Origin of the sequence: uncultured Roseobacter sp., from assembly GCF_947491795.1 — a bacterium.
Lineage (GTDB): Bacteria > Pseudomonadota > Alphaproteobacteria > Rhodobacterales > Rhodobacteraceae > Roseobacter.
Map to the genome: position 1 here is coordinate 695,061 of NZ_CANLKW010000002.1, position 12,971 is coordinate 708,031.

The 12,971-nt window shown below is 58.3% G+C and carries 11 protein-coding genes, 2 pseudogenes and 1 other annotated feature; of the genes and pseudogenes, 4 read left to right on the top strand and 9 right to left on the bottom strand.

The window, feature by feature from the left end; translation table 11 throughout:
- Positions 1–128: 128 nt before the first annotated feature.
- Both Q1A34_RS10250 and Q1A34_RS10255 read right to left on the bottom strand, forming a co-directional pair.
- Entirely contained in the window at positions 129–1,094 is a 966-nt protein-coding gene (locus Q1A34_RS10250; protein WP_300033510.1) for a VPLPA-CTERM sorting domain-containing protein, read from the bottom strand.
- 491 nt (positions 1,095–1,585) lie between these two features.
- Positions 1,586–1,927, bottom strand: a pseudogene (locus tag Q1A34_RS10255) (transposase); the annotation flags it as partial.
- Between the two features lie 48 nt (positions 1,928–1,975).
- On the opposite strand from Q1A34_RS10255, the pseudogene Q1A34_RS10260 reads away from it, so the two are divergent.
- Positions 1,976–3,206: pseudogene (locus tag Q1A34_RS10260) on the top strand (IS3 family transposase).
- Positions 2,265–2,381, top strand: a sequence feature (AL1L pseudoknot). Its footprint overlaps the pseudogene before it by 117 nt.
- Before the next feature lie 294 nt (positions 3,207–3,500).
- On the opposite strand, the gene Q1A34_RS10265 reads toward Q1A34_RS10260, so the two are convergent.
- Positions 3,501–5,111: a DUF4139 domain-containing protein gene (locus tag Q1A34_RS10265; protein WP_300033511.1), complete on the bottom strand. Its 1,611-nt coding sequence runs from the start codon at positions 5,109–5,111 to the stop codon at positions 3,501–3,503.
- A 345-nt stretch (positions 5,112–5,456) separates the two neighbouring features.
- On the bottom strand, positions 5,457–6,089 hold the full coding sequence (locus Q1A34_RS10270; RefSeq protein WP_300033512.1) for a ribonuclease T2: 633 nt from the start codon (positions 6,087–6,089) through the stop codon (positions 5,457–5,459).
- A 140-nt stretch (positions 6,090–6,229) separates the two neighbouring features.
- Between Q1A34_RS10270 and Q1A34_RS10275 the strand changes: the two genes are divergently transcribed.
- Positions 6,230–7,018, top strand: a complete 789-nt coding sequence (locus tag Q1A34_RS10275; RefSeq protein ID WP_300033513.1) for a DUF1013 domain-containing protein — start codon at positions 6,230–6,232, stop codon at positions 7,016–7,018.
- A 155-nt stretch (positions 7,019–7,173) separates the two neighbouring features.
- On the opposite strand, the gene Q1A34_RS10280 is transcribed toward Q1A34_RS10275, so the two are convergent.
- Together Q1A34_RS10280 and Q1A34_RS10285 are read right to left on the bottom strand one after the other, a co-directional pair.
- The gene (locus tag Q1A34_RS10280) at positions 7,174–7,854 is read right to left on the bottom strand and encodes a cupin domain-containing protein (RefSeq protein ID WP_300033514.1); all 681 of its coding nucleotides are present in this window, start codon (positions 7,852–7,854) and stop codon (positions 7,174–7,176) included.
- A 10-nt stretch (positions 7,855–7,864) separates the two neighbouring features.
- Positions 7,865–8,485, bottom strand: coding sequence for a glutathione S-transferase family protein (locus Q1A34_RS10285; RefSeq protein WP_300033515.1), 621 nt, complete (start codon positions 8,483–8,485; stop codon positions 7,865–7,867).
- A 103-nt stretch (positions 8,486–8,588) separates the two neighbouring features.
- On the opposite strand from Q1A34_RS10285, the gene Q1A34_RS10290 reads away from it, so the two are divergent.
- The gene (locus tag Q1A34_RS10290; protein WP_300033516.1) at positions 8,589–9,131 is read left to right on the top strand and encodes a TetR/AcrR family transcriptional regulator; all 543 of its coding nucleotides are present in this window, start codon (positions 8,589–8,591) and stop codon (positions 9,129–9,131) included.
- An 8-nt stretch (positions 9,132–9,139) separates the two neighbouring features.
- Here Q1A34_RS10290 and recR read toward each other — a convergent pair whose 3' ends face one another.
- The 3 genes from recR to Q1A34_RS10305 form a co-directional block, all read right to left on the bottom strand.
- On the bottom strand, positions 9,140–9,733 hold the full coding sequence (recR, locus tag Q1A34_RS10295) for a recombination mediator RecR (protein ID WP_300033517.1): 594 nt from the start codon (positions 9,731–9,733) through the stop codon (positions 9,140–9,142).
- Positions 9,734–9,778: 45 nt separating this feature from the next.
- The gene (locus Q1A34_RS10300; RefSeq protein WP_300033518.1) at positions 9,779–10,123 is read right to left on the bottom strand and encodes a YbaB/EbfC family nucleoid-associated protein; all 345 of its coding nucleotides are present in this window, start codon (positions 10,121–10,123) and stop codon (positions 9,779–9,781) included.
- A gap of 67 nt (positions 10,124–10,190) precedes the next feature.
- Positions 10,191–11,957, bottom strand: coding sequence for a DNA polymerase III subunit gamma/tau (locus tag Q1A34_RS10305; RefSeq protein WP_300033519.1), 1,767 nt, complete (start codon positions 11,955–11,957; stop codon positions 10,191–10,193).
- 161 nt (positions 11,958–12,118) lie between these two features.
- Here Q1A34_RS10305 and Q1A34_RS10310 point away from each other — a divergent pair, with 161 nt between their 5' ends.
- The gene (locus Q1A34_RS10310) at positions 12,119–12,964 is read left to right on the top strand and encodes a neutral zinc metallopeptidase (protein ID WP_300033520.1); all 846 of its coding nucleotides are present in this window, start codon (positions 12,119–12,121) and stop codon (positions 12,962–12,964) included.
- The last annotated feature ends 7 nt before the right edge of the window (positions 12,965–12,971 follow it).

A 12,971-nucleotide genomic window follows, 5' to 3' on the forward strand; every position in this document is an offset into this window, starting at 1 on the left:
AAAAGGCCCCGGTGTTCCGCCGGGGCCTTTTTTGTGTCCGCCGGACAGCGCGCGGCGCAATGGCCAGTGCGCGTGAAAAAGGCGGGACATCTGCACGCCCCGCCCGTCACACGATGTCGCTGCCTGGATCAGGCCGCCTTTTTGCGGCGCGCCATCAGTCCAAGGTACCCCAGCCCGGCAAACAGCATCGGGAACCCGGCGGGCAACGGCACCGCGGATACATCAGCTGCATCGCCATCGTCATCGTCAACGGGATCGGGATCCTGGAACGGTGTGTATTCATAGGTCAGCGACACAAAGGCGCTCACATTGGCTTCCGGAAAATTCCGGCTGTAGCAGCTGCCAACAAGCCCCAGGACCCGGCAGTCGGTATCGATTGTTCCCTCCAGGATAGCCGCGAAATTAAGGGCAATCCTGCCATTGGCGTAGGCGTCGAGCGGATCGTCCGTTTTGGTCTCCTGTATCTCATCGGTATAGGTTTCTTCAGTCTTACAACCGTCGCCCAGGCCCGTTATCTCCTGCGCAAAACAGCCGACCAACCCCGTACCGGAAGGCGTCAGCGTTTCTGTGATCGGATCCAGTGTCGTTGTCAGTACATTGTTCTGCGGAAATTCAAACTCGATTGTCTGACCCGGGCCAACAGTAATTTCCTTTGTCGTCGTTCCCTTCACCGAAGCTGTCACGCTGGCGCTCAGCTTTGTCGTGAGGGTCGTATCCATCAGGCATGTTAAAGATATCAGCGCCGTGCACCCGTAGATCGAATCCGTGGCCAGGTCAGCCTGAATGTCAAAAACCCATGTCACACCGGTCAGTGTACCCAGAGTGGTATCGAACGGCAGAAATTCCTCCGTGGAGCGCACCGTTTCTTCGTCGCTGTCCTCTTTGGAGTTCCCGATCACAACAGCACTCGGCACAGCGGTCTCGACAAAAAGATCCATGTCTTCCGCTTTGAAGGTAACAGTCTGTACGACTGTTGCTGCCGATACGGATGCGGCACCCGCGCAGGCCATAATCACGCCAAGTGCTGTAGCCCGGATCGCAGATTGCTTTTGCCGCGACACCAGATGCCCGGCCATAGAAAATACAGTATTCATAGATGTACCCAGTCCCTTTGACTGCGTTGCTCTGATACCAGAGCGATTAGTCGGCAGCGCAGTCAATTATCTTTTTCTTCCAATCGCTTACAGATAATGCGACATATTTTGCTGCATACCTTCCCTTGCGTCAAGATTTTTTGGATGGGTCCGGGCGTCGTTCTCCGCCTGGCTTTTCCGCGCGTTTTCCGGCCTCACGCCCCGGGCGGCCCGAAAAATCCGCAGATCGACATGATCAGCCCATCGGGCGACAGCCTGCCGAAATCCACACCTCATGAGATATTGCCTGTCTGGCAGTTTCCAGGTGCATGAGGAGCACGTGTTTTCGGTATGGTGTTTCTGTCCTGGTTCGCTGCGGTGGTCTGGTGACCGACGCGCAGGCGCAACACAGAGAATAAGGGTGGATCACATAGAGCCGTCTGGTCAGGCCTGTGCCGCCGCCATCCGTTTTCGCGGTATAGACTCTGAACTGCGCCCCTCTGTGGTCCGGTCTGTTGGTTGGCTCTGTTCAGGTTCTGGTCGTCCTTTGACGGGTTCGCATATTCGTGTGGCGTCAGACCAGCTAGGCTGGAGAGAGGCCGGCTGTGATTGTAATCTGCGCGCCATGCCGCAATCATGGTCGTTCATTTTACGCCTCTGGTCCGAGTACAATGGACGACGATATGGCGCAGAGACGGGAACAGGTATTCTTTCAGGCATTCCTCACGCATCCGTTCGCTGAAGCTCTCGACCAGACCGTTCTGCACTGGTTTGCCCGGTGCGATGTTATGCGAGCCGACCTTTCGACCTTCTTGCCATTTCAGCATCGCATTTCTGGTCAGCTCCGTCCCGTTTGAACCGCCCTTTGTTTGCCGGAGACCCGGAAGTAAGGATACTGGGTTATGGAAAAGAAGAACTTTGGAGAGAGATATCCAGACGAATTGCGTGCACGTGCTGTACGCATGGTCTTGGATCACGAGAGCGAATATCGAAGCAGGTCAGCCGCGATTTCATCGGTTTCGCAGAAGGTTGGATGCAGCCGGTACAGAGCTTGCGCATCTGGATAAAGCAGCATGAGACGGACAGCGGTCTGCGTGGGGGATTGACCACGGCAGAGCGGGATCGGATCAAAGAGCTTGAACGTGAGAACCGGCAGTTGCGTCAGGCGAACGAGATATTGAAAAAGGCATCTGCTTATTTTGCCCGTGCGGCGCTCGATCGCCCGTTTTGGAAATGATCGGGTTCATCAGGGACCATCGAGGTCAACATGGGGTCGAGCCGGTATGCCGAGTTCTGCAGATCGCCCCTTCGACGTTCTATGATCATCAGGTCATTGCGCGCGATCCGGATCAAGCGCCGGATCGGGCCAAACGTGATGAAGAGTTGCGCCCTGAACTGTTGCGTGTCTGGCAGGAAAACCGTTCGGTCTGTGGCGCACGTAAGTTGTGGCATGCGATAAAGCGGGAACGGATTGAAATTGCCCGCTGCACTGTTGAGCGTCTGATGCGAGACATCGGCATTGAGGGCGTACGGCGCGGTAAGAAGGTCAGAACAACTCATGGCCAACCTGTTGAAATCTGTCCATTAGACAAGGTGAACAGACAGTTCCGCGCCTCTCAGCCCAACCAGCTTTGGGTGTCTGATTTTACCTTTGTGTCGACCTGGCGCGGCTTGGTCTACGTCGCCTTCGTCATCGATACCTTCGCCAACCGAATTGTTGGCTGGAAGGCCTCGACCTCACAGGACACGCAGTTTGTCTTGGATGCCTTGAAGCAGGCCATCTATGCACGCAGACCAGCGGACAATCTCATTCACCATTCTCATCGCGGCTCTCAATATGTGTCGACCAAATACACTGAAGGACTGGCCGATGCTGGACTGGAACCATCCGTCGGCAGCGTAGGTGACTCATACCACAACGCGCCCGCCGAGACGATGATTGGCTTGTTCAAGGCCGAGGCCATCAACCGCTTGGGCCCATGGAAATCCAAAGATCAGGTTGAGTGGGAAACCCTGAAATGGGTCGGTTGGTTCAATACTAAGCGGCTTCTTGAGCCACTTGGATACAGCACACCGCAAGAAGCAGAAGATGCGTACTATCAAAGCTTGAAAACAGACAACATTGCAGCTTGAAATACGAGCTTAACAGTCTCGGGTAAAACCGGGCGGTTCCCGTTGTCCGAGACCACCAAACAAGGATAACCGCGCAGTTCGGCGATCCAATCCAACTCGCGGGCCACGCGTACGCCGCCGAAACGGCTTCTCTTCATCGTCTGACTCCACAGCTGGGGAACAGTCTGCCCCTGAATGCTGAACACTTCAGGGGAGCAGGTCAGCCGGGATCTTTTTGGCTCGGGACGGGCAAAGGGGAAAGCCCATGAGTTCGATGTCTGTGGGCTGCATCCGTGACTTTTGCAGATCAGGCGTTTACCGCAGGACTTTGCCTTCGGGCCAACTGAGGGTTTTTGACAGAGAAACAACGGCTTCGGATCCACGCGTCATCTCCATCCGCCACATCAGGATACCACGCCCGAACTCCACATTCTGCTCATCCGGCTCTGGCACGGCTGTGTAGGAAATCCGGAGATCCTCCTGCTCATTGTAGGGTACCCGGTTGAGCAGTTCCAGGTCATAGGTCTCCGACCCAGGGTTCCTGACGAAAATTCTGACGTCTTCTTCCTGGCGACTGGAACGGCTGACAAAACCGCTGTCACCCTTGGTCCTGTCCAGAACCTGCCGGTCCAAACGCAGTTCCCGGATGGGGCCAAAGGCAAGCACAGCTTCATCACCGGCAGGAACATCAGGCATCCGTTGGGTGCCCACAAAGCGACCGTCAACAGAGACAAGCGTTCTTTCTGTTGAAAGAAAGGGGTCGTTGGACGTGTTCTGGAAACGTGCCATGAGGAAAGCCGTATCATCACGCAACGGGATGCCGCGCGCAAACACCTGCGCTTCAAAAGACAGGGCATCCAGGGATATCAGCGTGTCATCAACGGAATTCGCGATTGTTACACGCTCCGGCACGACATATGCCACTCCGGGCCCGTCGTAGACCGCTCCTGCAGCTTCCTCTATGAGCAGCGGAGCTTCAACAACAGGTTCCGCAAAAGCGCCATCACTGCGGCGTTGCAGTTCGACAGGCGGCACCGGATCTGTAAAGAGGCGTTTGCGCGGGTAAATTGCTGATGGGGCAAGCCCCTGGCCGGGCGAAAGTGTGGATAGAACGATTTCTACGTCCGTCCAGTCTTCGCCGCTTTTCTGGCTGTTCGCGGCACCGCGCCTGACTTCGAGCCGGTCTGGCGCCCCGGTGGCGAGTGAAACGTCATATGTTGGCTCCCATTCAGCCGATACAAAATATGAAACGGTAAGTTCCGCCTGCACGGCTTTCCCGGAAGACAGGGTGACAGAAGCCTGCACCCGGCCCTCGTTTGCGGTCAGCAAGGCGGTCAGAGCGGCCTGTGCGGTCGCGACATCTTTTTCCAGCGCGGCGCGGGCGGGGGCCAATTCGCGGATAGATTTATGCGCGTTCAGTATCACCTGCCGGGCACGTTCAGTTTGCTCTCCGACCAGGGCAATCACCTGGCGCAGGTTTTCCGGGTCAGAGTTTAACCCTTCATTCAGAGCCAGTGACCTGAGAAATCCGATCTGTGTTTCTGCGGCCTCAGCTTTTGCCCTGAAGCCTTCTTCTATGTCCGCATGCACTGCGAGCGCAGATTTGCTGGCTTCAAGTTGCTCGCGCGCAGCGATGATGTCTGGTGTTTCCTCATCAGCAAGAAGGGGCAGCACGTCTGACCGGACGGACACGGCGCCGGTTACCGCGTTCGTCACTGAAATTCGTGGTAGCTGGTACGCCACGTCCGGGGGCAGATCGGGGAGAACAACTGTGTGGCGCCCGGCGGGCAGGTCGAGGATGACGTTCCGGGTGACTTCAGCGCCCTCAAGGTAAACGACCACAGAGTTCGGCTGACTGTAGGCGACAATCGTATCGCCTGCGACGGGGGAGGCAAAACACAACAGTGCGACACAATATTTTCGCATAACCTACCTGTTTGATTTCATTCACCGCAGGCTGCCACCGGCAGGCCATGATTGAAAGACAAAATCACAACTCTGAGGCGTGCAATTGCTTTTGCCGGGTACGCAAAACCTGCCGGCTCAAACAAAAACGATGGCACCGCATTTGATGCGGGCCGCACCGAATTGTCGCGGTTCATGAATGGCGATAAGCCCGGGCCGAGCAGAAATGACCGATTTGTTCATCGCACTGGTTTGTTTACCCCGAAACCCCCAGACGGCCAGCCCATCTACTGTCCGGGCGGATTGCAGGCATCTCACGGGAATGAACGCAGCGGATCGCATCTGTGGCTCGGACGGCGTTCGCAGTTATCTGATCGGCGTAAAGAGCGCATCGGTTGCGGTGCAGTCGCGCTGCACGTCCCGTCCGCAGCGACGCGGCTCCAGATCCCGTGTCAGGCAGATCCGCGCCTCCTGAATCTGCCCCTGCTTGCAGGTGATAGTGATCATGTCCGTTTCAAACTGCGGATTGTCCCGCAGAAAGGCTTCCTCAACAACGGATGCAGGCAGCCGGACGGCTTTGTCCAGCTTTCGGAAAACGGGCGGTCTGACCACCCGCGCATAGGCTTCGCGCGACAGTGCATAGTAGTCAGCGGCTGACAGTCCGGTGCAGGTGCCGTGCTTTTTCCACTGATGCCAGGCCAGCCCCGATGTGCCCATAATGTCTGCCATCTCCCCGGTCATGCGCCGACTGGGCTGGCGTTCGGGCGTGTTGCAGTATTCCGGATAGCCGGCTTCGTACTGCGGCCAGAGGCCATGCAGGATCCAGCCATGGTCCGCACTGCTCTCGCACTGAGGCGAGCCGCGCGCGTCGCCTTCGCGTATGCACCAGTTCGGTGACCAGCTCAGCGCCATCACATAGTAGTCAAAAACGCCAGCACGGTCCTGGGCTGGTGCCGCCAGTGGAAAGGTCATCAGAAACCAGATCAGCACGCTGCGCATTGGGTCTTTCCTTATTTTGCTGCGCCGACTATATACACCCCAAGTTCCCCCACAATGGTAACCCGTTCCGGCCTCCGGGACCGCCCTTCCAGGCGACGGGAAAGATGTGGGCAAACAAGAGATGTCGCAGGAGAACAGACATGGCAAAACCGATCATGGCAAAAGCCACAGCCGTCTGGCTGGTAGATAACACGACAATCAGCTTTAAACAGATCGCGGACTTTGTCGGAATGCACGAGCTTGAGGTTCAGGGCATCGCAGACGGCGATGTGGCCCAGGGCGTCAAAGGATTTGATCCGATTGCCAACAACCAGCTGACGCAGGACGAGATCGACGCGGCCCAGGACAATGCGTTGCACAAACTGCAGCTCAAGTTCAATGCCGCAGCAGAAGGCGAGCAGAAACGGCGCGGACCGCGTTACACGCCACTCAGCAAACGCCAGGACCGTCCGGCATCCATTCTGTGGCTGGTCAAGTTTCACCCCGAACTTAGCGATGGCCAGATCAGCAAACTGGTCGGTACAACCAAGCCGACGATCCAGTCGATTCGCGAGCGGACCCATTGGAATATCTCAAACATCCAGCCGATTGATCCGGTCGCGCTGGGGCTGTGTAAACAGTCCGAGCTGGACGCGGCCGTACAGAAAGCGGCAGCCAAGAAAGCAGCCGATGCACCCGTGATGAGTGACGACGAGCGCCGCAAACTGGTGAGCACGGAACAGAGCCTGGGCATGGACGCAGAACCGAAAATTCCGACGGCGATCGAGGGTCTGGAGACGTTCACGCTGTCTGGTGAAACCGCGGATGATGATGACGATGAAAACTCTGCCGCAGATTTCTCGGATGCGGACAGCTTTTTCAACCTGCCCGACGGCCCCGTGGACGAAGACGACGAAGCGGAAGAAACGTCTGGAAAGTCTGGCAGCTGACATCGGTTCAGTCTGGTCGAAAGAAAACAAACCCGGCGTTCAGAAGCGCCGGGTTTGTTCGTTCCGGGATGTCTTTATGCGGGCCCGCGCTGCAGCAGCTTGGGCATGGTGTGCAAGGGGGTGAACTGTGACAGGTGTTGTCCGGTTTTTGGGCGTCAGGTGCCGGGGATCTGTGGCGGACGTGCCAGATGGCGTCTCTTGATCCACACTTTTGTACCCTCTTCGCCCGCTGTTGCGGTGGTCTCGGCGCCTCTGGGCAGTCTCAGCCAGGAATCTTTGCTGAATTGTTCGCCTGCTTCGGTGAAGCTGCCGCTCAGCACAAGTATCTCCATACCGTCGGGCGCATGAAGCGCGACACTGGTGCCCGGTGCCCAGTGCTCTGTGCACACGTCCTCGTCTGCATCCTGGTGCAGGTCCATGCGGGTCACGCCCGGCGCGTTCTGTACGGGCACATAATCATCGCCGTTGGTATCCACACGGAATTGATTGCGGTCCTGCATATCGAACTGCCACAGTTTTACAAAAATCACACAGCCGTCTTCGGACCCGGGCGTATGGCTGGTTGTTGGTGGATTTCGAACGTAGGTCCCGGCGGGAAAGTCCCCATGTTCGTCCTGGAAGACGCCCTCCAGTACCAGAAACTCCTCTCCGCCCGTGTGCGTATGGGCCGAAAACCGGCTGCCGGGTGCGTAGCGAACGATCGAGGTTGCGCGTGCAACCTCATCCCCGATCCGGTCCAGCATCCGGCGATCCACCCCGGCCATCGGCGAGGGTTTCCAAGGGATCTGTGCCGCATGCACCACTGCGCGTTTGTCAAAATCTGCATTCAGTTCCATGTTTCTGTCCTCATCCCGCAATGCTGGGCCGGCTTGCGACCCGCTGGCGCCATGCAATCAGGTTAGCACAGTCCGCGGGAACGTCGATCTTTGCAAAATCAGCAAAGGCCAGCCCGGCAAAGGCCGTGATGTCCACCATCGAAAAGCTGTCACCGGTCATGAATTCACGGTCGGCGAGTACATCGTCAAAGTACCGCATGCCCCGCAGTGCGCGCTCTTTTTGCAGGTTCCCCCAGTCAGCGCACTGGCTGGTTTCGATATCCGGGCCAAGGCCGGGCGTGGCGTGGTGGAAATACGCGGCGACAGCATCCAGCAACTCCGCTTCGGCACGGCGCTGCATCATATGGGTAACGGCCCGCTCTTTGGGGGTTTCACCTGTGAGAGAGGGGCCCTCTGATACCGCGTCAATGTATTCTGTGATGGCGGTACATTCAGAGATCACGGTGCCGTCGTCCAGTTCCAGGGCCGGGACAAGGCCACTTGGGTTCCGCGCCAGAAATTCTTTGGTTTTGTGCTCGCCGCCGGGGACGTCCACCGACACGAATGTGACCTGGTCGGTCAAATTCTTTTCAGCCAGGGCGATGCGGATACGGGCAGGGTTTGGGAAGCCTTCGAAGTCGTAGATTTTCATTTTCTGATCCTTTGCCTATCTGGTGATAGGTAGGTCCTACACCTTGACGCTGGCAGCTGTCAAGCCTATCTATTGGCAGGTAAACACACAGGTGGGTGATCAGGTGCCGGATACCAGAGAAATTCTGATGGATACCGCCGAGCGCAGTATCCGTCTTGGCGGATACAACGCTGTCAGTTTCCGGGAGCTTGCGGACGCGCTGGGGATCAAAAGTGCCAGCGTTCACTACTATTTCCGCAAAAAAGAAGATCTGGGTGTCGCCCTGGTCGACAGATACAGCCAGCGGTTTTTTGCAGTTCTGGAAAAGCGGGCTGATGGTGCCAGGACCGCTGAAGCGCTGCTCGACGCCTATTGCCAGACGTATCGTACAGCGCTCACCAGCTCGGATGCCATTTGTCTGTGCGGTATGCTGGGGGCCGAAACCTCCGGTCTGCCAGACGCTGTATCATCGGCTGTACGCACGTTTTTCCGGGCGAATCTCGAGTGGCTGGTGGATGCGATGCCCAAAGGCCTGGATCCGGCTGCAAAAACGGCACGGGCGTCTCATGTTCTCGCGGCGTTGCAGGGTGCGATGATGCTCAGCCACAACATGGACGATATCTCTGTTTTCGATGCAGCAGCAGAGGTTGTGAAGGCAGGTCTGTGAAGCGCGGATCAGACGGATTTACGGGCGCGCATTGCCGCAGTAATTGTCCCGTCATCCAGATAATCAAGCTCGCCGCCAATTGGGACACCCTGCGCCAGTGACGTCAGGCGCACGCTGTTTTCCAGCTGGTCAGCAATGTAATGTGAGGTCGTCTGTCCGTCGACCGTAGCATTCAGCGCCAGAATAACCTCGGTGATGTTTTCGGTACTTACACGGTCGATCAGCCGGGGTATTCGCAGCTCTTCCGGCCCAACGGCATCCAGTGCGGACAGTGTACCACCCAGAACGTGATACCGGCCCCGGAAGACGCCTGAGCGTTCCATGGCCCACAGATCAGCCACATCCTCGACCACGCAAAGTTCGCCGTTGGCCCGTTTTTCGGAGGTGCAGATATCGCAGACGTCTGTTGTGCCGACATTGCCGCAGTTCAGACATTCGCGTGCCGTTTCCGCTACTAGCTGCATGGTGTCGGCAAGCGGAATGAGTTGTAGGCTGCGTTTGCGGATCAGGTGCAGCACCGCGCGGCGGGCAGACCGGGGCCCGAGCCCCGGCAGTTTCGCCATAAGGTCGATCAGGGCATCTATGTCTCTGGTGCTGCTCACAGGGTCAGACGCTCTCAGGGGGCCAGCCGGGACAAGTCACCCCGCTCAGAACGGCAGCTTCATATCTGCGGGCAGACCCATGCCCTCGGTGAGCTTTGCCATTTCTTCCTGCGCGCGTTCGGATGCCTTGGTCTGGGCGTCCTTGATCGCAGCCAGGATCAGATCCTCAACAACTTCTTTGTCGTCGCTGTTAAAAATCGACGGGTCAATATCCAGAGTTTTCAACTCGCCCTTGGCTGTACAGGTTGCTTTGACCAGCCCTGCGCCGGACGCGCCCTCGACCATGATGTTATGCATGTCATCCTGCATCTGGGCCATTTTGGTCTGCATTTCCTGGGCTTTTTTCATCATCCCGGCCATATCGCCGAGGCCGCCAAGTCCTTTGAACATCAGGGTCGTCCTTTGTGGTGAGGGTTTGAGCTAATATATGCGGGCGCGCCGTGCAGGAACAAGGGCTTCAGTCGTCCTCGAAGGGGTCCCACTCGTCCTCAACTTCGGGGAGGGCCTCTTCGACGGCTTCTGCTGCCAGTTGTTCAGGCGTGCGGATCGCCGTGATTTTCGCTTTTGGAAACTGTGTCAGAACGGCCTGCATCAAAGGGTGCTCTGTCGCTTTTGCCTGCAATGCGAGGTCTGTGGCATCTCTGACCTCGGCAATGGTTTCGGCACTGGCATCGCCCACAACGGTGACCGCCCAGCGGTTTCCTGTCCAGTGCTGCAGCCGCTGGCCCAGTCGCTGCGCCAGGTCTCGTGGCGCGTTGTCGGTTGGGGTGAATTCAATGCGGCCAGGCTGGTACGCGCCAAGGCGCAGACAGGTTTCCACCTCGACCAGCAGTTTGACGTCGCGGTTGGCGCGGATCAGCTCGATCACGTGATCAAACGTCGGAAACCGCGCGAGGGCAGCGTTTGCATCCAGCGCCTGTGCCGTCACGGCGCCTGTTCTGCCATCGGCACCTGCGCGCGCTCCGGCAACGGCCTGTTCTGGTCCAGCAGATGAACCAGCCTGCGCCCTGTGCCCGCCACCACCGCCGCCGGGTCCACCCGTTTGCGGAGGCGGAGGCGTTGCATCGTGCAATTTGCGCACCAGTTCTTCAGGCGAAGGCAGATCGGCGACATGTGTCAGGCGTATGATGGCCATTTCGGCAGCCATCATGGCATTGGGCGCACTTGCGACTTCGTCGAGTGCTTTCAGCAGCATCTGCCACAGCCGGGTCAGCACACGCATTGGCAGGGCGTCCGCCATGGACAGCCCGCGCGCGCGCTCATCGGGGGAAACGGTCGGGTCTTCTGCGGCCTCGGGGGTAATTTTGACCACCGAAACCCAATGCGTGATTTCCGCAAGATCGCGCAGAACGGCCATCGGATCAGCGCCTTCGGCGTATTGTGCAGACAGCTCTGTCAGAGCACCGGCGGCATCGCCGCGCAGGATCATGTCAAACAGATCCAGAACACGCCCGCGGTCTGCCAGCCCCAGCATTGCGCGGACTTGATCAGCCGTGGTTTCACCCGCACCATGGCTGATCGCCTGATCCAGAAGCGATGTCGCGTCCCGGGCGGAGCCCTCTGCAGCGCGGGCAATCAGGGCCAGCGCCTCGTCCGTGATTTCCGCAGCTTCTGCGCCAGCTATTTTGCGCATAAGGGCGATCATCACCTCGGGCTCAATCCGGCGCAGATCAAACCGCTGACATCTGGACAGTACCGTGACCGGCACCTTGCGGATTTCGGTCGTGGCAAAGATGAATTTTACGTGCGATGGCGGTTCTTCGAGCGTTTTCAACAGGGCATTGAATGCGCCCGTTGAAAGCATGTGAACTTCGTCGATGATGTAGACCTTGTAGCGCGCAGAGGCTGCCCGGTAGTGCACCGAATCGATAATCTCGCGGATATTCGCGACACCGGTGTTTGAGGCGGCATCCATTTCCATCACATCGACATGGCGGCCTTCCATGATGGCTGTGCAGTGCTCGCAGGTCCCGCAGGGCTCGGTTGTCGGCCCGCCTGTACCGTCGGCACCGATACAGTTCATCCCCTTGGCGATGATCCGGGCGGTCGTTGTTTTGCCCGTTCCCCGGATGCCGGTCATGACGAATGCCTGCGCAATCCTGTCCGCCTCAAACGCATTTTTCAGCGTGCGGACCATAGCGTCCTGTCCAACCAGATCCGCAAAGGTTTCCGGGCGGTATTTGCGGGCAAGAACCTGGTATTCAGTTTTGGTGGTTTCGGACATTCGGGCCCCTGAGCGGCAAGATTCGCGGATCACACCACAGGGTAGGTGCTGCGGGCCCGGACGTAAACACAGACAGACAGCTCCAGGCGGCCCCTGAACGAAACTGTTGTGTCAGCCACCGGCGCGGGTGCACAATAATGTCAGAACAGGGAGTGATCAGTATGCGTCTTAAGGGAATACGGTCGAGCCGGAATGTCAGAGTGCGCGGCCGTGGCCGCGGCGGCGGACGGGCCGGGCGGACAGGTGGTCTGGGGATCTTCGGTGTTCTGGCTGTGCTGGCGCTGGGGTACTTCACTGGCATTGATGTTACGCCGCTGCTGAACGGGGGCAGCGCGCCGGTTGAGCAAAGCCGCACAGTGACAGCAGAGGATGAGGCGACTGTCCAGTTCTCTGCGCAGGTTCTCACCACCACCGAGGAAGTTTGGTCGCAGATATTCCCCCAGCAGGTTGGCCGCGACTACACGCCGCCGCAGCTCGTCATTTTCTCAGGTGTGACCCAGAGCGCCTGTGGCGGTGCATCGGGTGCGACCGGTCCCTTTTACTGTCCGGCGGATCGAATGGCCTATCTGGACACAACCTTTTTCCGCCAGCTGGAACAGCAGCTTGGCGCAGGGGGCGATTTTGCTGCGGCTTATGTGATCGCACATGAAGTCGCACATCATGTTCAGAACGAACTGGGCATCCTGGGGCAGGTCAATCAGGCACGCAGATCGGCCTCGCAGGCCGAATCCAATGCGCTGACCGTACGTCTGGAGCTGCAGGCAGATTGCCTGTCCGGCGTCTGGGCGCGGTCTGTGCGCGGATTGATGGAACGCGGGGATCTTGCAGAGGCACTGAACGCGGCACGTATGATCGGGGACGATCACCTGCAGCGCCAGGCGGGTCGTGTCCCGCAGCCGCATACGTTCACACATGGTACGTCGGAGCAGCGCGCACGGTGGTTTGAGCGGGGATATGACAGCGGTCTGATGCGGGACTGCGATACCTTCTCGGCCCGCAGGCTCTGAAACCGGG